This window comes from Actinomadura scrupuli (genome assembly GCF_050971785.1).
GTDB classification, from domain to species: Bacteria; Actinomycetota; Actinomycetes; order Streptosporangiales; family Streptosporangiaceae; genus Actinomadura_E; species Actinomadura_E scrupuli.
The window spans coordinates 311,039-330,992 of the sequence record NZ_JBPCCU010000003.1 but is presented as its reverse complement, the minus strand read 5'-3'; the positions used below and the strand labels follow the sequence as shown (position 1 = coordinate 330,992).

Here is a 19,954-nt window from a genome sequence, read left to right as displayed (position 1 = left end):
TCGCGGGGATGTCGAGAACGCGCGAACGGCTCCGACTCTCCGGTGAAGACGCCCGATCGGGGCGCCGCAGCCACAGGGAGCTCGTCATGCGAAAGATCATCTACTGGGTCCACGCGTCGATCGACGGTCACATCGCGGGGCCGCACGGAGAGTTCGACTGGCCGGCCCTGGGACCGGAGCTGTCGGGGTACTCCGAGGCGATGAACGAGCAGGTCGGCACGCTCATGTACGGGCGCGTGGTGTGGGACATGATGGCCTCCTACTGGCCGACGGCCGATGCCGACCCCGAGACGACCGACGATCACGCCCGCGCGTTCGCGCCCTTCTGGCGGCGGACCCCGAAGGTCGTGGTCTCCCGCACACAGGAGACGGCCGGCTGGGACGCCCTGGTGATCGGAAAGAACCTCGCCGAGGAGGTCATGGAGCTGAAGCGGCAGCCGGGCAAGGACATCCTGCTGACCGGCGGTGCCCAGGTCGCGGCCTCGCTCACCGCGCTCGGCCTGCTCGACGACTACCGCGTCGTCGTCCACCCGGTCGTCCTCGGCGGCGGCCCGCGGCTCTTCCTGGAGCCCGAGCACCGCCTCGACATGCGGTTCGTCGACTCGCGGACCTTCGACGCCAGGACCGTCCTCCTGCGCTACGAGCGACAAGGGTGACGACGCTCCCCGGCCGGCCCGGTTTGAACATCCATACCGAAACCTTTGCGCCGCGTGGGGCCATTATTACTGGACTTCACGGTTTATTGCCTTATGGAGGTATGGGCACCTCTTCGGGGGCTTCGGATGTGGAACTGGAACCGATCATCGGTTCGGGCTCGCAGGACGGCGGTGACCGGCGCCGTCTCGGCGCTGGTGTGCATCGGGTTCAGCGTGCTCTGCCTCGTGCTGGTGGGCAGACACGAGAACGATGGTGCCCAGGCCCGGATCACGGCAGGCTGGGACCGGGTGCTGCCCCTGCTGAAACTGGGGCGCCTGCCGGCCGTGCTGCCGGACCGCAAGGACGGCAGGGTCCAGGCGATCCAGGTCCTGGACGCGCACAACCGGGTCGTCGCGGCGACCCGGCAACTGGCCGGCAAGCCGCCGATCGCCATCATCCGCTCCAGCGACAGTGGCGTGCGCACCCAGCGGACGCTGTGCCCTCCGGCCGGGTTGAAGGGCTGCATGACCGTCGTCTCGTTCAAGGTCTTCTCTCAGCCGGACGGGATCTGGTTGCTCTACGTGGCGGTTCCGGTGGTGCCCTGGTACGGAAACGCCACCACGCTGGTCTTCGTGATCGGTGCGTCCATGCTGGTGACCACGATGGTGACCGTCGGGACCTTCCGCAATATCACCAAGGCTCTGGCTCCGGTGAAGGCCATCCGGATGGAACTTGCGGAGATCACCGCCACGGACCTGGACCGCCGGGTCCCGGTGCCCAGGAAGGACGAGGAGATCAAACTCCTGGCCGAGACCGCGAACGACACCCTGGACCGGCTCGAGGACGCCTACCGGCAGCTGCGGCGTTTCACCTCCGACGCCTCCCACGACCTGCGCAGCCCGATCACCGCCATGCGGGCTCAGCTGGAGGAGGCCCTCATGTGCCCGGAGGTCGCCGACTGGCCGAGGATGACCGAGGCGGTGCTGGCCGGGGTGGACCGGCTTCAGGCGATCGTGACCGACCTGCTGACCCTGGCCCGCCTCGACGCCCGCGCCCCGATCACCCACGACCGGACCGATCTGGCCCGGCTGGTGGGTGACGAACTGGACCGCCGCACCTACCGGATGGAGATCGTCAGGGACCTGCGGCAGGACGTCCTCATCGACTGTGACCCGCTGCGGATCTCCCGGGTACTGGTCAACCTGCTCGACAACGCCGACCGCCACGCCACCTCGAAGATCACCGTCATCGTCCGGCCCGACGGCCCCACGGCCGTGCTGGAGATCATCGACGACGGCGCCGGCATCGCCCCCGAACAACGCGAGATGGTCTTCGAGCGCTTCACCCGGCTCGACGCCTCCCGCCACCGCGACGCCGGCGGCACCGGACTGGGCCTGGCGATCGCACGCGAGATCACCGAAGCCCACGAGGGCACCCTGACCATCCAGGACAGCGAACGCGGAGCACGCTTCGTCCTGCGCCTCCCCCGCCGCGATCCCCCTCCCGGCACCTGACCCTCGGCGGCCTCCCGGGACACGATCCCGGACGCGGGCGCCGGGCGCCGGGCGCCGTACGACGGTGTTCCGCCATTCCGGCGCCCGTACGCCGCTGGGCGATGCGGTCCCGAGCAGAGGCTCGCCCCAGACGAACCCGGAGCCGTTCAGCCGCCTTTCTGTCGGTTTGAGAGCCGTATTGGCCCCTGTCGACAGACCGGGGTGTTCCCGGGCACGAGTTGAACGGAGTGTTGTTCGCGGCTGACCGCCGGCTGGGTAGCTTCGAAGAGACGCCGCGGGGCGCCGGCCCGACCGGCTGCCGCCTGAGCGCCGCCATACCAGGGCCCGATCGCCCCAGGCTCTCGGCGGGCCAAGGCCTACCCCGCACCAGCGAAGGGCCATCGTCATGTCCACCGCTTGGGAGATCAAGCACCGGCTGTGCAAGGCGATCAACGCTCACGACCTGAACCAGGTGCTCGAGTGCTACAGCCCGGAGGCCGTCCTCGTCACGCCGGCGGGCGTGGCGGAGGGACATGAGCAGATCTCCTGGTTCTACGAACACCTCTTCACGGGCTTCCCGGACTTTCACCAGGTGGCGTGGTTCGAAGCCGAGGGCGACGAGCCCGCGATCACCGAATGGACGATCACCGGCACCCACGCAGGGACCTTCCTCCTGCCCGACGGGCGCGAGCTGAACGGAACCGGCCGTCGCATCGCCGTCCGCGCCGCGTGCGCAGCCCACGTCGCGAACGACAAGATCCTCACTCATCGGGAGTACTACGATCAGCTGGAGCTGTACAGCCAGCTCGGCTTCACCTTGACCGAGCAGGTTCCCCCCGCCGAACACGACCTTCCCCGGTCCGAGACCGGCGAGGTCGCGACTCCCGGCACCCGCACCGGGTGGCGCGGATTACTCCGCCGGTGGACCAGCGCCTGCGGCGACGACGGGGACAGGCCCGTAGCGCGCCCGGACGAGCGTCGATGAACTCCCCCGCCACGTGACGGATGCCGTACGCCGGACCACCCGGCCCGCCCCGGTCGGGGCCGCGTGCCAGAGCTCTCCATGAGAATCCGCATGCGCTGATTCGTTAACCGTATTCTCTTCCTGGGAGACCGCCTATAACGTTGCCCTATGGCGACGGCAAGGGTGAACGGCCTGACGGTCGGCTACGAGGTGATCGGGGACGGACGGCCCTGGGCGATCACGCCGGGCGGGCGGGACGGCAAGGACTCGCCGGGGGTCCGGGAGCTCGCGGCCGCGCTGGCGGAGCTGGGCAACCGGGTGCTCATCTGGGATCGCCCCAACACCGGTGAGTCGCAGGTGTGCTTCACCGGGGCCTCCGAGTCGGCGATGCAGGCCGATGTCCTGGCCGGGCTGCTGTCGCAGCTCGACATGACGCCCGCGGTGATCGCGGGTGGGTCGGGGGGTTCGCGGGTCTCGCTGCTGACCGCCGCGCGTCACCGTGAGGTCGCCGCCGCTCTCGCGGTGTGGTGGATCAGCGGGGGTGTCTTCGGTCTCCTGTCCATCGGAAACCACTACTGCGGCGGGTCGATCAGGGCGGCGTGGGACGGCGGCATGGAGGCCGTCGTGGCCCTGCCCGAATGGGCCGAGGTCCTCGACCGGAACCCGGCCAACCGACAACGGTTCCTCGACCTGGACCCGCGCGGGTTCATCGCTACGTTCGAGCGGTGGATGGCCGCCTACTGCCCCCGCGGCGACGAGCTGGTTCCCGGCCTGCCGGACGCGGACGCACGAGCCCTCGACCTGCCCGCGCTGGTGTTCCGCAGCGGTGCGAGCGACATCCACCACCGCCGCGAGACCTCGGAACAGGTGGCGAAACTCCTCCCAGGCGCCCGGCTCGTCGAGCCACCGTGGGGGGATGCGGAGTGGAGCGAGCGGCAGGCGGCGCGCACGGCCGGGGACGCCCCGGGCCTGTTCGTGCGCTGGCCGTTGCTCGCCCCGATCCTGCACGGATGGGCGAACGACGTTCTGCCCCTGAGCCCGAGGTCGTGACGGGCGTCACCGGCTCGGGAGGGACGGCAGGTGGGAACCGACGTCAGTAACGCGCAGCGCGTCCGGGAGCTCGCGAGGCTGTATTCCGGCACGGTGGTGCTGCGCCACCTCGGGCCGGACGGCGCCGAGCCGGCGTTCACCTGGCGTGAGCTGGACCAGCGCTCCGACCGGCTCGCCGGTGCGCTCGCCGCGCGGGGCCTGGGCCTCGGCGACCGGCTCGCCCTCGCCCTCCGCAACTCGCCGCAGTTCACGCTCAGCGTGCTCGCCGCGTGGAAGCTCGGCGCCGTACCCGTCCCCGTGCGGTGGGACGTGCCCGACTGGGAACTCGCCCGCCTGCGCGAGGTCATCGGCCCGCGCGTCCAGCTGAGCGCGGACGACCTCCCCTGGATCGACGCGACAGCGGACCTCGACGTACCCGAGCTGCCCGACGTGATCTCGCCGCACCTGAACGGCATCTGCAGCAGCGGCTCCACGGGCACTCCGAAGGTCATCCTCAACGACCGGCCCGCCTCCTACGACCCGATGTACGGCGCGCCGCTCATGCAGATGTGGGCCCCGGTACCCCGTCCGCAGACGATCCTGGTGCTCGCGCCGATGTACCACACCAACGGGTTCGCGACACTGTTCAGCATGCTCGCCGGCGACCGCCTCGCCGTGCTGGACGGGTTCGACGCCGCCCGGGCCGTCGACGCCATCGAGCGCCACCGGATCACGACGTTCACCGCCACTCCGACGATGCTCCAGCGCATCGCCGACCTGCCCGGTATCGAGGACCGTGACCTGTCGAGCCTGCACTGGATTCTCCAGGGGGCGGCACCGATGCCGCCGTCCCTCGTACACCGCTGGGCCGGCCTGATCGGCGCCGAACGCCTCGTGATGGCGTACGGCATGACCGAGGGCCTTGGCATCACCGCCCTGCGCGGCGACGAATGGACGACGCACCAGGGCAGCGTCGGCCGCGGGTACCGGGGCACGGAGCTGCGCATCCTCGACTCTGCGGGCGATCCCGTACCGACCGGCGAGATCGGCGAGATCTACCTGCGGTCGCCCGCCTACCGCGGCTACCGGTACCTCGGCGACGCTCCCCGCCTGCGCGGCACCGACGACGGATTCCACACTGCCGGCGACGTCGGCCACCTCGACGAGGACGGCTACCTCTACCTCCTCGACCGCCGCGTCGACATGATCATCACCGGTGGCGCGAACGTCTTCCCCGCGGAGGTCGAGGCCGCTCTCATCGACCACCCCCTGATCGCCGACGTCGTCGTCATCGGCCTGCGCGACCCGGCGTGGGGCCGCCGGGTCCACGCCGTGATCGAGCCCGCCGACCACGCGGCACCGCCCGCACCCGAAGAGGTCATCGCCTACGCGAAGTCCCGGCTGGCGCCCTACAAGGTCCCCAAGACGATCGAGATCGTCGCCGCGATCCCCCGGAGCGCGGCGACGAAGGTCAACCGCGGTGCGCTCGTCGAAGCCCGCGGCGGCTGACGCCAGGGTCACTGAAGGCAGCCCGACGATCCCACGGCCTCCCCGCACGCGTGTCATCGGAAATCGGGTGAATGGTGTCCTTCTCGGGGGGAATGCAGGACCTGTTCCCGGCCGGCTCGAAAGGACGCTCATGTTGAGGACATGCATGCTGCTGGTTCGGCGAGGACACCGTACCGTCATCGATCACGGTGTCGTCTTCGGCCTCGGAGGAAGCGCCGTGGTGCTGGCCACCGGCATCGTCGTGGCGGCGTCCATGGCGGAGCCGGGCGACGACCGGCCAAGCCCTCCGGCCGCCGGACTCAGGCCCGGCGTCACGTCCCATCCCGTCGTACGGAAGCCGCAGGCCGCACCGTCCGCGGCGCCGCACGTCAGGAAACCGGGGCGTTCACCGGTCCACGTGGCGGCGGCTCCTCCCGCGCCGGCCGGCGGCAAGCCGAAGACCCCGCCCTCCGCACCGACGGTGCGCCGCCCCTCTCCTCGTCCTCCGGCACCGCAGCACTCCCCGAGCACGGCGCCGACGCACGGCACACCGGCCACTCGGCCCGCGGTGACCAGCGGCTGCACCCTCACCGTGAAACTGCTGAACGGTGTCCTGGTGAAGGTCTGCCTCTGACGGAACCCATGTCGCACGGGTGCACGAGCACCCGCCGACCGCTGATCTGTTCCGCTTCTCCGCCCTACACACCCCGCGAAGTGCGCCCGAGGCGACGCTTCTGCCGCTCTCGGATGAGCGCCCATACTCCCCGCTGGACGACCAGCGTCAGCGCGCCCGCGATGATCATGCCGGCCAGGTTCACCGCGAGCTGCAGAAGCGAACCCTCGATCTGCGACGTGTGGGCCAACGCGAGCGCCACCGCGAGGTTGCCCGCGGCGGGCACGGTGGTGACGGAGATGAAGACGCCGACCAGCGCCGACGATTTGCCCGCCGTCAGCGAGAGGACTCCGGCGGCCCCCGCGAGCAGTGCCACGATGAACGACCAGCGGTCGGGGCTGTAGATGAACGCGGTCAGCGGGCGCTCGTCCGGCAGCTTGTCCAGCTCGATCACACCGATCCACCTGCTGACCAGCGCACAGACGTACGTCACGGCGATCGCGACCAGGAAGGCGATCGTCAGCGTGCGCACGGCGGCAACGATGCGCCGCGGATCGCTGAAGACGAGCCCGTAGCAGATCGCGGCGATCGGCCCGAACTCCGGTCCCACCACCATCGCGCCGACGACCAGGATGGGCGAGTCGATGAGCGCGGCGATGCCGGCCAGCTGGGTGGCGAGTGCCAGAAACGCCAGGAAGGACCACGTCAATCGTGTGTCGTCCTCGGTGCGCTTGTCGAGTTCCTCCCAGACCACCGCGTCGTCGCCATGGCCGGGTGCCTTCTCCGCCGCGGTGACCGCGACATCGGAGATCGAGACGTCGACGTTCTCGATCGCGATGGAGCCGACATGGTCGATCGCCAGGTCGCGCAGTGCGTCGATGACCTCGTTGGCGGCCTCCCGAGCCATGTCGCCGAAGATGAGGTCGCCCTCCGGCCGGCGCCCGGCGCCCGGTATCACGACGATGTTGGTCACGCCGGGGTTGCCCGCCAGCACGGCGCAGACCGCATCCGTCCGGCCGGCCGGCACTATCGCTCGCAAGTGCAGCACGGACACCATCGTGCCCTGTCCGGCCCTCCTGGTGCCCGTGCCCGACGGGGTGATCTCGAAGGTGACCAGCAGCGAGTCGGCGGAGTCGTCGGCCTTGCCCTCGAGATGGCACCGGCGGAAAGAGAACAATCGAGGCGGCTCAGCGCTCACCACGGTGATCTGCTCGGTCCACGACCTGGTCGCTTTATTGATCACCGCTTAACCTGCAACAACGGAATATGCGGAAGCCGGCTCATACCCCAGGCGTCCGGCCGGCCCGGGTTTCGCGGTCCGCGCGCACGACCCGGCATAAATATGGCCTGGCCAGGGCCGACACGAACCAACAAGCAGTAGTGCACGTGCACAAGCGACGTTCTCCACGTTATGGCGGCTATTCCGCGACGCGAATGCCTGCGGGCCGCGAAACCCGGGACCGTCAAGGCGAACGAAGACGGGATATCGCGGCCGAAGAGCCACGGCCCTCGATCCCGCTCACCTCGGGCAGTGGCCACCAGGCGAAGGAAAGCCCAGGTCACAGCCGATACCCAGATTCTTTCGCGCCTATCCGCACGGACGCGCACATGCGTCCGCGAGATCCGGGGCAAGGTCCGTGTTGGCGGAAGTTAACAGAGAAGCAACCTCATACTCGTGCCCTACGTCTTGCACTTAATTGTTCCGTTGCTGATGCTGTGACGAGTAGGCTATTGGCCGCAGGCACGGGCACAGTTCGCCATTCGGATACGGGGAGATACTTGATGGCTTCACTATTTTGTGCTGCCTGCAGCCGACCGAATTACAGGCGTGACCATGGAAATGTGGTCGCATCTGACAATTGACCTGCGGACACTCACGAGCACGGCCGGGACGTTCATCGCGGGGAGCACCCGGCCGGCGAGGAGGGCGGCCTGGTCGAGGCCGGGGCTGCGCGGCTCGAGCAGCGCGGCGTCGCGGGCCGCCCGGCGGCTGCGGTGGCCTTGATCGGCTTTTCGGCCGACCCGCACAACACCATAACCATCTGGACCCATCTGGCAGCGGACGCGCGGAGCTCCCGGGCGTGGCCGGCTGCCGGCCGATTCGGAATGCGGCGACTGCTCGCATCACCGGCTGTCATCAAGGGCGGCGGCCGAAGCGATCATAAGGAAGGGATGTACCGGTATGTCTGCTACGGGGTACGGAGCCGGGGCCGAGGAGCCCGTCGCCGTCGTCGGCATGTCCTGCTGGCTGCCCGGAGCGGGCGATCCGGACGAGTTCTGGCGGCTGCTGCGGGCGGGAGCCGACGCGGTGGCGGAGGTGCCGGCGGACCGGTGGCCGGACGCCGGCCCCACCGAGTACCACCGCGGCGGTTTCCTCCCCCACGTCGACCGCTTCGATGCCGCGTTCTTCGGCATCTCCCCGAACGAGGCGGCGGCGATGGATCCGCAGCAGCGGCTGGCGCTGGAGCTGGCCTGGCAGGCGCTGGAGCGGGCACGGATCGCGCCGACCTCGCTGCGGGACAGCGAGACGGCGGTCGTCGTCGGCGCGATCAACGACGACTACGCTGCGCTGCACGACCGGCTCGGCGCCGGCCCGCACACGCTCACCGGCGTCCACCGCAGCCTGCTCGCGAACCGGGTCTCCTACCTGCTGGGCCTGCGCGGTCCCAGCCTCACCGTGGACGCCGGCCAGTGCTCGTCGCTGCTGGCCGTGCACCTGGCCTGCGAGCAGCTGCGCCGCGGCGAGATCGAGCTCGCGCTCGCCGGCGGAGTCAACCTCATGCTGGTGCCGGAAACCACGGAGGCGGTCGGCAGCTTCGGCGCGCTGTCGCCGGACGGCCGCTGCTGGACCTTCGACAGCCGCGCCAACGGGTACGTGCGCGGAGAGGGCGGCGCCGTCGTCGTGCTCAAGCGGCTCTCGGCCGCGCTCGCCGACGGCGACCCGGTGCACTGCGTCGTCCTCGGCGGGGCGGTCAACAACGACGGCGGCGGCGACGGGCTGACGGTGCCGAGCGGGCCGGCCCAGCAGGAGGTGCTGCGGCGGGCCTGCCACCGGGCGGGCGTCGAGCCGGGCGAGATCCAGTACGTCGAGCTGCACGGCACCGGCACCCGCGTCGGCGACCCGATCGAGGCCGCCGCGCTCGGCGCCGCGCTGGGGGCGGGCCGCCCGGCCGGCGCCCCGCTGCTCGTCGGCTCGGTGAAGACCAACATCGGGCACCTGGAGGGTGCGGCCGGCATCGCCGGCTTCGTCAAGACGGCGCTGTCCATCGCGCACCGGACGCTGCCGCCCAGCCTGAATTTCGAGACCCCCAACCCCGCGATCCCGCTCGACGAACTGCGCCTGGACGTGGTGCGAGAGGCCCGGGACTGGCCGGCCGGCGGCGACCGGCTGGTCGCCGGCGTCAGCTCGTTCGGAATGGGCGGCACCAACTGCCACCTGGTGCTCGCCTCGCCACCACCGCGCCCGCCCGCCGAGCGCACCGGCCCGCCGCCGGCCGGCACGCCATGGGCGCTGTCCGCCCGCGACGTCCCGGCGCTCCGGGCGCAGGCCGCGGCGCTCACCGAGCACCTCGGCGCCCGCCCCGGCGTCGAACCGGCGGACGTCGCGCTGTCCCTCCTCCGCACCCGGGCCCGCTTCGAGCACCGGGCGGTGCTGCTCGGGCCCGACCGGCCCGCTCTGCTCGCCGGCCTCGACGCGCTCGCCGCCGGCCGGCCGGACGCGGGCGTGGTGACGGGCCGGGCGGTGCCCGGCCGGTGCGCGCTGGTGTTCCCCGGGCAGGGCTCGCAGTGGCCGGGCATGGCACGCGACCTGCTCGACGCCGAGCCGGCGTTCGCGGCACGGGCCGCCGAGTGCGCCGCGGCGCTCGCCCCGTACGTGGACTTCGACCTGCTCGACGTGCTGAGGGAGGCACCCGGCGCCCCCGGCCTCGACCGGGTGGACGTCGTGCAGCCGGCGCTGTGGGCGGTCATGGTCTCGCTGGCGGCCCTCTGGCGCAGCCGGGGTCTCGAGCCGGACGTCGTGGTCGGCCACTCGCAGGGCGAGATCGCCGCCGCGACCGTCGTCGGCGCGTTGACCCCGGACGACGCCGCCCGCGTCGTGGCACTGCGCAGCCGCGCGATCCGCGGCCTGTCCGGCGGCGGCATGCTGTCGGTCGGCGCGCCCGCCGACGTGGTCACCGCCCGGATGGGACCCGAGGTCACGCTGGCCGCCGAGAACGGCCCCGGCTCGGTCGTCGTCTCCGGGAGCACGGCCGCGCTGGCCGAGCTGCAGGCCGCGCTGGACGCCGACGGCCACCGGACCAAGATGCTGCCGGTCGACTACGCGTCCCACTCCGCCGCCGTGGACGGCCTGCGGGACCGGCTCCGCGCCGAGCTCGCCCCGGTCCGGCCGCGCTCCACGGCCGCGGTGTTCGTGTCCACGCTGACCGGCGAGCCGATGGACACCGCCGGGCTGGACGCGGACTACTGGTTCCACAGCCTGCGCCGGCCGGTCCGCTTCGCGGCGGCGACCAGGCAGGCGCTCGCGCTGGGCTGCGGCCTGCTCGTCGAGTGCAGCCCGCACCCGGTGCTGGCCGAGAGCATCGAGCAGACCGCGGAGGACTCCGGCTTCGACGCCGCCGTGGCCGGCACGCTGCGTCGCGGCGAGAGCGGGCCCGACCGGTTCCGGCGGAGCCTGGCCGAGGCCTGGGCCGGCGGTGCCGAGGTCTCCCTCGGGACGCTCCAGGGCGCGCTGCCGACGGACCTGCCGACGTACGCCTTCCAGCGCGAGCGGCACTGGCTGGCCGGCACGCCGGTGGCCCGGCCGGCGGTGGCCGCGGCGGCGACCGCGGCCGAGGCGGCCCCGGTGTCCACCGCGGACCGCGGCGCGCTACGGGAGCTGGTGGTGGGCGCGGCCGCCGCCGTACTGGGCCACCAGGACGGCGCCACGATCGACCCGGCGCGCAGCTTCAAGGACCTGGGGCTCACCTCGGCGGGCACAGTGGAGCTGCGCAACCGGCTGAAGCAGGCGACCGGGCTGCGGCTGCAGACCACGGCCACCTTCGACTTCCCCACCCCGGCCCGGCTCGCCGAGCACCTGCACGAGCTCGCCGGCGCCGGCACCTCGCCCGCCGAAGGACCGCACCCGGTGCCGGCACCCGCCACCGGCACCGGCACCGGCACCGAGCCGGTCGCGATCGTCGCGATGGGTTGCCGCTACCCGGGCGGCGCCGCCTCGCCGGAGGAGCTGTGGGAGCTGCTGGCCGGCGGCACCGACGCGATCTCCGCCTTCCCCGCCAACCGCGGCTGGGACCTGGACGCGCTGCTCGGCGGACCGGCCGGGCCGGGCACCTGTGCCGCGCCGTACGGCGGGTTCCTGCACCACGCGGACGAGTTCGACGCGGCGTTCTTCGGCCTCAGCCCGCGCGAGGCGCTGGCGATGGACCCGCAGCAGCGGCTGCTGCTGGAGACGACCTGGGAGGCGCTGGAGCGGGCCGGCATCGACCCGGCGTCGCTGGCCGGTTCGCCGACCGGCGTCTTCGTCGGCGCCATGACCACCGACTACGGCCCGCGGCTGCACCAGCCGACGGGAACGGTGGACGGACACCTGCTCACCGGTACCGCGCTGAGCGTGGCGTCCGGGCGGATCGCCTACACCTTCGGCCTGCAGGGCCCCGCGCTGACCGTGGACACGGCCTGCTCGTCGTCCCTGGTCGCGCTACAGCTGGCCACCGAGGCGCTGCGCCGCGGCGAGTGCACGCTCGCCGTCGCGGGCGGCGTGACGCTCATGGCGAACCCCGGCATCCTGGTGGAGTTCACCCGGCAGGACGGGCTGTCCCCGGACGGCCGGGCCAAGGCGTTCTCCGCCGCGGCGGACGGCACCTCGTTCTCCGAGGGCGCGGGCATGCTCGTGCTGGAGCGGCTGTCGGACGCGCGCCGCAACGGGCATCCGGTGCTGGCGGTGATCCGCGGCGCGGCTGTCAACTCCGACGGCGCGAGCAACGGCCTCACCGCCCCGAACGGCCAGGCGCAGCAGCAGGTGATCCGGCGCGCGCTCGCCGACGCCGGGCTGGAGCCGTCGGACGTGGACGCCGTCGAGGCGCACGGCACCGGGACGGCGCTCGGCGACCCGATCGAGGCGCATTCGCTGCTCGCCACGTACGGCCAGGACCGGCCGGCCGACAAGCCGCTGTGGCTGGGCTCGATCAAGTCGAACATCGGCCACACCCAGGCCGCGGCCGGCGTGGCCGGGGTGATGAAGATGGTGCTGGCCATGCGGCACGGCGTGCTCCCCCGCACCCTGCACGCGGACGAGCGGACACCGGTGGTGGACTGGGACTCCGGCCGGATGGAACTGCTCACCGAGGCGCGGGAGTGGCCGGCGAACGGCGAGCCGCGCCGGGCCGCGGTGTCCGGCTTCGGGATCAGCGGCACCAACGCGCACATGATCATCGAGTCCGTCCCGCCGGACCCGGACCCGGCGCCGGCGGACCCGGCCGGGCCGCTGGTGTGGGTCCTGTCGGCCCGGTCCGCCACCGCGCTGCGGGCGAACGCCGAGCGGCTGCGGGCGTACGCGGGCCGCGCGTCCGATGCGGACCTGGCCGCCGCCGGGCCGGCGCTGGCTCGGCGCCCGTCGTTCGCGCACCGGGCGGTCGTGGTGGCCGCCGACCGGGAGGAGCTGACCGCGGGGCTGACCGCGCTGGCCGCCGGCGACACCCACCCCACGCTGTCCGCCGGGGTCGCGACGACGGAGGCGCGGCCGGTGTTCGTCTTCCCCGGCCAGGGCTCGCAGTGGATCGGCATGGCCGCCGAGCTGCTGGACGGCGACCCGGTCTTCGCCACCGAACTCGGCCGGTGCAGCGAGGCGCTGCGGCCGCACACCGGCTGGTCGGTGCTCGACGTGATCCGGCGCGCCGAGGGCGCGCCCGAGCTGGCCGGCACCGAGGTCATCCAGCCCGTGCTGTTCGCGATGATGGTGGCGCTCGCCGCCACCTGGCGGTCGGCCGGGGTCGAGCCGGCCGCGGTGGTCGGCCACTCCCAGGGCGAGATCGCCGCGGCCTGCATCGCCGGCGCGCTGTCGCTGGAGGACGCGGCGCGGGTGGCCGCGCATCGCAGCCAGGCGGTGTCCGCCCTGGACGGCACCGGCGCCGTGCTGGCGGTGGCGCTGCCCGCGGACGAGGTGCTGCGGCGGATCGCCGCCTGGCCCGACCGGCTGTGGCTGGCCGTCGACAACGGCCCGTCCGGCACGGTCGTGGCCGGCGACCTCGACGCCGCGGACGAGTTCATCGCCGCGCACGGCGAGGAGGTGCGGATCCGGCGCACTCCGGTGGACTACGCAGCGCACACCCCGCACGTGATCGCGGTACGGGAGGAGCTGCTGGCCCGGCTCGGCGAGCTGGCCCCGGCCGGCACCGAGGTCGCGATCTGCTCGTCCGCCGTCGGTGACTTCGTCCTCGGCGAGGTGCTCGACGCGGAGTACTGGTACCGCAACCTCCTCGACCCGGTCCGTTTCGACACCGCCATCCGCGCCTTCGACGGATACGCGCGGCCGCTGTTCGTCGAGTGCAGCCCACACCCGATCCTGGCCGGAGCGGTACGCGACATCCTCGACGACGCCGGTATCGAGGGCGCCGCGGTCGGCACCCTGCGGCGGGACTCCGGCGGCCCGCGGCAGTTCCTCACCGCCGCCGCCGAGGCGTACGTCCGGGGCGCGACGGTGTCCTGGCCCGCGCTGCTCGGGCCGGTCACCCGGCTGCCGGAGCTGCCGACGTACGCGTTCGACCGCCGGCGGTTCTGGCTCGACGGCAGGGTGGACGGGCCGGCGCACCCGCTGCTGGACGGCACGGTCGAACTCGCCGGCTCCGGCGGGCTGCTGCTGACCGGGCGGCTGTCCCGGACCCGTACACCGTGGCTGGCCGAGCACACCGTGGCCGGGACGGTGCTGCTGCCCGGCACCGCCATCGTGGAGCTGGCGTTGCAGGCCGCCGCGGCGGCCGGCGCGGGCGGCGTCGACGACCTCACCCTGCAGGCTCCCCTCGCGCTGCCCGACTCCGGCGCGGTGCAGCTGCAGCTCTCGGTCGGTGCCGAAGACGAGCACGGCCGGCGGACACTGGCGATGCACGCCCGGCCGGCCGGCGAAGAGGGCGCGGAGTGGACCCAGCACGCCACCGGGCTGCTCGGCCCGGTCGCACCGGCTCCGGCCGCGCTGCCGAGCTGGCCCCCGGCCGGCGCCCGGCCGGTCGACCTGTCCGGGGCGTACGAGCGGCTGGCCGAGACCGGCTACGGGTACGGCCCGGCCTTCCGGGGCCTGGTCGCGGCCTGGTCCGCCGGCTCGGACCGGTACGTCGAGGTGCGGCTGCCGTCGTCGCTGCCGGCCGACGGGTACGCCGTGCACCCGGCGCTGCTGGACGCCGCCCTGCACGTGCTGGTGCTGGACGCCGCGGACGCCGGTGACGGCCTGCTGCTGCCGTTCTCCTGGTCCGGCGTGCGGCTGGCCGGGACTCCCACGGACACGCTGCGGGTCCGGCTGAGCCGGTCGGTGGACGGCGACGTCGCGCTGACGGTCTGGGACGGCGACGGGCGCCCGCTCGGCAACGTGGCGGCGCTGAACCTGCGGCCGGCGCAGGCGGCCGGCAGGACCGCCGCCGACGGCGGCCTGCAGCGGCTGGACTGGGTCCGGACCCCGCTCCTGCCCGCCGACGCCACCGGCCGGCAGTGGGCGGTCGTCGGCACGGACCCGCGCGCCGCGGAGATCGGCGACGCCGTCCGCGCGGACGGGATCCGGGCGCCGCTGTGCTACGAACTGGCCTCCGTCGCGGAGCTGGGCACCACGCCCGAGGTCGTGCTGCTGCCGTACCTGCCGGACCCCCGGGACGTGGCCGAGGATCCGCCGTACGCGGTGCACGAGGGCCTGTCCGAGCTGCTGGACGCGGTGCAGCAGTGGGTCGCCGACGAGCACGGTGATTCCCGGCTGGTCGTGCTCGCCGACCCGGACGCGGTCGTGTCCGCGCCGGTGTGGGGCCTGCTGCGGTCGGCCGCGGCCGAGCACCCCGGCCGGTTCGCGCTGGCCGACGTCGGGGACGGCGGACCCGGGGCGTGGCGGCTGCTGGCCGCGGCGCTGGACGCCCGCGAGCCGCAGTGCGCGGTCCGCGACGGCGCGGTGCTGGTGCCGCGGGTCGCCGCCTGGCAAGGCGCCGAGGACCACGACGCCGAGAACGCGGTGCCCGACCTGACCACCGGCACGGTGCTGGTGACCGGCGGCACCGGCGGGCTGGGCGCGCTGGTGGCCGCCCACCTGGTCGAGCACCACGGCGTGCGGGACCTGCTGCTCACCTCCCGCCGCGGGCCGGATGCCGACGGAGCGGCCGAGCTGATCACCGAGCTGGAGCGCCTGGGGGCGACGGTCCAGGTCGCCGCCTGCGACGTCGCCGACCGCCGGGCGATGACCGCCCTGCTGGCCTCCGTCCCGGCCGACCGGCCGCTGGTCGGGGTGCTGCACGCGGCCGGTGTGCTCGACGACGGCACCGTCGAGGGCATGTCCCCGGAGCGCCTCGACGTGGTGCTGCGGCCCAAGGTGGACGCCGGCTGGCTGCTGCACGAGCTGACCGCCGACCTGCCGCTGTCCGCGTTCGTGCTGTTCTCCTCGGCCGCCGGCGTGCTGGGCACTCTCGGCCAGGCCGGCTACGCCGCGGCGAACGCGTTCCTGGACGCCCTGGCGCTGCACCGCGCCGGCCTCGGGCTGCCCGCGGTGTCGATCGGCTGGGGCCTGTGGTCGCTGCCCACCGGCATGACCGGCGGGCTGTCCGCGGGAGACCGGGCCCGGCTGGCCGGGACGGGCCTCGCGGAGCTGCCGACGGAGCAGGGCCTGGCACTGCTCGACGCGGCGCTGGCCGCGACCGGGCCGGTGCTGGCCGCCCGCTGGGACCTCGCCGGGGTGCGCGCCCAGGCCGAGGCCGGCGGTGAAGTCCCGGCGGTGCTGCGAGGCCTGGTGCGCCCGCCCCGGCGGGCGACTTCCGCGGCCGGGGCCGAGCCCGTCGAGGCCGGGGCGTCCCCGCAGGCTCCGGTGGCCGCCGGCATCGCCGCCCGGCTGGCCGGGCTGAACCGAGCCGACGCCACGGCGGCCGTGCGGGACCTGGTCCGGGCGCAGGTCGCGTCCGCGCTCGGGCACGGCTCGGCGGCGGCCGTCGACATGGACGCGCCGTTCAGCGAACTCGGCCTGGACTCCCTCACCGGGGTGGAGCTGCGCAACCGGCTCAGCGCCGAGACAGGCCTGCGGCTGCCGGCCACGCTGGTGTTCAACCTGCCCACGGTGATCGGGCTGTCGGACTACCTGCTGCGCGAGCTGGTCCCGGCCCCGCCGGCCCCGGACCAGGTGCTCCAGCAGGCGCTCGACCAGGTCGCCGCGCACCTCGACGGCGCCGATGCCCAGCCGGAGGAGCGGGACCGGGTGGTGACCGTGCTGCAGGCGGCGGTGGCCCGGCTCGGCGGCGCACGGAACGGCGGCGACCCGCTGGCCTCCCTCGACCTCACCTCCGACGAGGAGATGTTCCAGTTCATCGACAACCAGCTCTGACCGGCGCGGGAGCTGGGCGTGCGAACAGATCAGTGACTCCTCGGCCGGCAGGGGCAGGACGGCGAGGAGTCACTGATCTGGGCGCGCCCGGAGCTAGGCGCGTTTGGAGACCGGCACCACGTGCCGGGCGAAGAGCAGGTCGCGCAGCACGTCGTCGCCGCCCTCGACGATGGACACGTACCGCACGTCGCGCAGCAGTTTCTGCACCAGCGTCTCGCGGGTGTAGCCGAGGCCGCCGAACATCTCCGAGGCGGTGGAGACGACCTGCCAGCCGGCCTGGCCGCAGAACATCTTCGTCGTCATCGCCGCCTTCATCGTGCCCTGCCGGAGGAACTCCTCGGCCGCGTCCGGCCGGGCGCCGATCTCGTCGTACTCCCGCGCCGCCGCCAGGCACTGGTTGGTCATCACGTCGATCTGCATCTCGATCTGCCCGAGCCGGCCGGCGAAGACCGCGTTCGTGACCAGCGGCGCGCCCTTGACCTGCTTGGTCCGCGCGTACTCCATGCACAGGTCGCGGGCCCGGCGGGCGATGCCGAGCGCGGTGGTGGCGATCAGGATCCGGCTGGCGTTCAGGCCGACCTCCAGCAGCCGCAGGCCGTTGCCGCGCAGCGCGTTCGCCGCCGGCACCCGGACGCCGGCCAGCGCCACCTCGTACGTCGCGGACGACCGCAGGCCGACGACGTCCCAGCGCTTGCGCACCTCGATGCCCGGGGTGTCCCGCGGCACCACGACCGCCAGGTAGTCGTCCGGGGTCTCCGCCGACCGCGCCACCACGACGAGGAACTCCGCGAAGTCGGTGTTCGTGGAGAACGCCTTGGTCCCGTCCAGCACCAGCCAGTCGCCGTCCCTGCGCGCCGTGGTGGCGATGCGGGCCAGCTCGCTCCCGGCCGCGTGCTCGCTGCCCAGCGTGGCGGCGAAGCCGTTGGCGGCCATCAGCGGGTCGAGGTGCCGCGAGCGGATCTCGTCGCTGCCGAAGAGGGTCACCATGCTCGTGGTCAGCACCGGGAGGAAGAGCGTGAAGGCCACCCCGGCGTCCCCGTACGCGAGCGCGTTGACGATGCGCACGCTCTCCTCGAGGCTCAGGCCGAGGCCGCCGTGCTCCTTGGGCAGCCACCAGTTCATCAGGCCGGTGTCGGCGAAGCGGGCGTAGAGCGGCAGCGGCATCTCGGCCAGCGTGTCCAGCTCGTGTTCATGGCCGATCAGCTCGTCGCGGACGAAGCGCTGTACGGCGCGGATGTGCTCGGGCTCTCTCATGGGGGTCGTCCTCCGGTCGGGTGCCGATCTCGGCACAGAGCAGACGCACGGTCGGGGTTCCATCAGGACGGTCACACCGCCGGCGGGCGGCCGGCGGCCCCGGTGCGGGTGGTGAGCCGGACCGCGGCCAGGGACCGGTCTCGCTCCGGCTCGAAGAAGTCGTCGTCCGCGCCGAGCGCGACGCCCGGCGCGCGAGCCCCGCGACGGGACGCCACGTACCCGCCTGCCTGGGCGGCGCCCGGCGACCCGGGCCGGGGCGCCGGCGGCCGTACGGCCCGGTCGCGCACCGCGGGCCGCCGCGCCGGCCGCCGTCTCAGCGGGGTCGTGCCCGCCGGGGCGCGGGCCGGGGCGGACGCCGGCGGCCGTACGGCCGGGCTCCTGGCGTCCGCCTCCCGGTCCGGCTCGCCGGCGTGCCGCGCGGCCTCAGCTGCCGGTCAGGCTCGGCGCCTTCGACCGGGGCCGTAGCTCCACGCGGGCGCCCTTCCTCGGGATGACGATGACGACGCGGCTGCGGGGCTTCTCCAGCTGCGGACCGACCGGACGGAGCTCGCACTGGGTCAGCACCTCGCGGAGCACGGCCTTCATCTCGAGGATCGCGATCTCCGCGCCGAGGCAGCGGATCCGGCCGCCTCCGAACGGGATCCACGAGTAGGCGCCGGGCTTGGTGCCGAGCCAGCGCTCGGGGCGGAACTCGTCAGGGTCCGGGTAGACGGCCGGATCGTGGTGCATCAGATAGGCGCTCGCCCACAGGAACGACCCGGGCTCGTAGCGCACTCCGCCGATCTCGATTGGCTTCATGACCTCCCGGGCGATGATCTGGGGGATCGACGGCCAGACACGCAGCACCTCCTGCACCGTCGCCGTGAGGTAGGCGTCACCCTCGCCCGCCTCGATCTCGGCGAGCAGCCGCTCGCACACCGCGGGCTCGTGGCTCAGGTGCAGGAACGCCCACGAGAGGGCCCCCGCGACCGTCTCGGTGCCGGCCAGGAAGATGGTCATCATCTCGTCGCGCAGCTCCACGTCGCTCAGCGGCGAGCCGTCCTCATGGGTGATGCGGAGCAGCACGGAGAGCATGTCGTCGCCGGCCTCACCCGAGTTCCGGCGCTCCTCGATGTACTCGGCCATCAGCGCGTCCGCGTGCGCCCGGTGCTTGAGGAACGCGTGGTAGCCCAGGGGCCGGATCGCCTTCATCAGCCGTATCTTCGCCGGCGACATCCGCTGGTACATCAGCAGCGCCGCTGGGCGGTTGGCGAACCGCATCATCGTCAGCCACGTGTCGAGGAACTCCTCCCAGCGCTTCGGCGGTGCCGATCCGAAGATCACCTCGCGGATCACGTTGAGCGTGAAGCGGTAGCTGAACGGATGCAGCGACGTGACCTCCCCGCGCGGCCACCTGGCGACGTCCCGCGCGGCCATCTCGGCGATCAATGGTGCGAGGCGCTGGAGCGCCGTGCCGTGCATGCTCGGCATGAGCAGCTTGCGCCTGACCTTGTGCTCGTCCTCGTCGAGCCAGGCGAGCCCGGTGTGGCCGATGAACTTCTCGATCATGGCGGAGCTGCGGCCGGTGTGGAGGACGTCGTTGGGAGCGAGGAATATCTGCTTCACATCCTCGGGATCGGTGAGCACGTACATCGGCCTGGGTGGAAACCCGCGGCTCAGCGCGAACCGGCTGCCATAGCGCTGGCGGCACCGCTCCATGAACACCACCGGGCGCTTCCAGTGTGTGAAGACCTGCAGCAGCTGGGGCGTCTGCGGCCCGGGCAGCGTGGTGGCGGGGATGACGGTCTGCGGGCGCGCGGCGGCCTCCGGCGGGGTCGATCCGGCGGCGTGATCGACCGGACACCGATCAGCTGACGCCGTGGCGCCCTTCTCCGCTGCGGTCTCGCGGCCCTTGGACTCGGCGGGGGTCGGCTGGGAAACATCCATTT

General features: G+C 73.1%; 11 protein-coding genes. 7 read left to right on the top strand and 4 right to left on the bottom strand.

What is annotated here, in order from left to right:
* Positions 1–86: 86 nt before the first annotated feature.
* From ACRYCC_RS15725 to ACRYCC_RS15700, 6 genes are all read left to right on the top strand, one after another.
* Complete coding sequence (locus tag ACRYCC_RS15725; RefSeq protein ID WP_433812678.1) at positions 87–656, top strand: dihydrofolate reductase family protein; 570 nt, start codon at positions 87–89, stop codon at positions 654–656.
* A gap of 171 nt (positions 657–827) precedes the next feature.
* Complete coding sequence (locus ACRYCC_RS15720; protein WP_433812677.1) at positions 828–2,150, top strand: sensor histidine kinase; 1,323 nt, start codon at positions 828–830, stop codon at positions 2,148–2,150.
* 385 nt (positions 2,151–2,535) lie between these two features.
* Positions 2,536–3,114, top strand: a complete 579-nt coding sequence (locus ACRYCC_RS15715) for an ester cyclase (protein WP_433812675.1) — start codon at positions 2,536–2,538, stop codon at positions 3,112–3,114.
* Positions 3,115–3,261: 147 nt separating this feature from the next.
* On the top strand, positions 3,262–4,143 hold the full coding sequence (locus ACRYCC_RS15710) for an alpha/beta fold hydrolase (protein ID WP_433812673.1): 882 nt from the start codon (positions 3,262–3,264) through the stop codon (positions 4,141–4,143).
* A 30-nt stretch (positions 4,144–4,173) separates the two neighbouring features.
* Entirely contained in the window at positions 4,174–5,631 is a 1,458-nt protein-coding gene (locus ACRYCC_RS15705) for a class I adenylate-forming enzyme family protein (RefSeq protein WP_433812671.1), read from the top strand.
* A gap of 145 nt (positions 5,632–5,776) precedes the next feature.
* Positions 5,777–6,244, top strand: coding sequence for a hypothetical protein (locus ACRYCC_RS15700; RefSeq protein WP_433812669.1), 468 nt, complete (start codon positions 5,777–5,779; stop codon positions 6,242–6,244).
* Between the two features lie 64 nt (positions 6,245–6,308).
* On the opposite strand, the gene ACRYCC_RS15695 is transcribed toward ACRYCC_RS15700, so the two are convergent.
* Complete coding sequence (locus tag ACRYCC_RS15695; RefSeq protein ID WP_433812668.1) at positions 6,309–7,466, bottom strand: DUF389 domain-containing protein; 1,158 nt, start codon at positions 7,464–7,466, stop codon at positions 6,309–6,311.
* 939 nt (positions 7,467–8,405) lie between these two features.
* Here ACRYCC_RS15695 and ACRYCC_RS15690 point away from each other — a divergent pair.
* On the top strand, positions 8,406–16,772 hold the full coding sequence (locus ACRYCC_RS15690; protein WP_433812666.1) for a type I polyketide synthase: 8,367 nt from the start codon (positions 8,406–8,408) through the stop codon (positions 16,770–16,772).
* A 93-nt stretch (positions 16,773–16,865) separates the two neighbouring features.
* Here ACRYCC_RS15690 and ACRYCC_RS15685 read toward each other — a convergent pair whose 3' ends face one another.
* From ACRYCC_RS15685 to ACRYCC_RS15675, 3 genes are all read right to left on the bottom strand, one after another.
* Positions 16,866–18,026: an acyl-CoA dehydrogenase family protein gene (locus ACRYCC_RS15685; protein ID WP_433812664.1), complete on the bottom strand. Its 1,161-nt coding sequence runs from the start codon at positions 18,024–18,026 to the stop codon at positions 16,866–16,868.
* Between the two features lie 71 nt (positions 18,027–18,097).
* Positions 18,098–18,241 carry a hypothetical protein gene (locus tag ACRYCC_RS15680; protein ID WP_433812662.1) on the bottom strand — a complete coding sequence of 48 codons (144 nt, stop codon included), beginning with the start codon at positions 18,239–18,241 and terminating at the stop codon, positions 18,098–18,100.
* A gap of 208 nt (positions 18,242–18,449) precedes the next feature.
* Positions 18,450–19,952 carry a cytochrome P450 gene (locus ACRYCC_RS15675; RefSeq protein WP_433812660.1) on the bottom strand — a complete coding sequence of 501 codons (1,503 nt, stop codon included), beginning with the start codon at positions 19,950–19,952 and terminating at the stop codon, positions 18,450–18,452.
* Positions 19,953–19,954: the final 2 nt, after the last annotated feature.

What these genes read in the sequence shown, in the direction of transcription:
- ACRYCC_RS15725 (WP_433812678.1), top strand. Translation starts at nt 87, where the DNA reads ATGCGAAAGATCATCTACTGGGTCCACGCGTCGATCGACGGTCACATC.
- ACRYCC_RS15715 (WP_433812675.1), top strand. Translation starts at nt 2,536, where the DNA reads ATGTCCACCGCTTGGGAGATCAAGCACCGGCTGTGCAAGGCGATCAAC.
- ACRYCC_RS15710 (WP_433812673.1), top strand. Translation starts at nt 3,262, where the DNA reads ATGGCGACGGCAAGGGTGAACGGCCTGACGGTCGGCTACGAGGTGATC.
- ACRYCC_RS15700 (WP_433812669.1), top strand. Translation starts at nt 5,777, where the DNA reads ATGCTGCTGGTTCGGCGAGGACACCGTACCGTCATCGATCACGGTGTC.
- ACRYCC_RS15690 (WP_433812666.1), top strand. Translation starts at nt 8,406, where the DNA reads ATGTCTGCTACGGGGTACGGAGCCGGGGCCGAGGAGCCCGTCGCCGTC.
- ACRYCC_RS15685 (WP_433812664.1), bottom strand. Translation starts at nt 18,026, where the DNA reads ATGAGAGAGCCCGAGCACATCCGCGCCGTACAGCGCTTCGTCCGCGAC.
- ACRYCC_RS15675 (WP_433812660.1), bottom strand. Translation starts at nt 19,952, where the DNA reads ATGGATGTTTCCCAGCCGACCCCCGCCGAGTCCAAGGGCCGCGAGACC.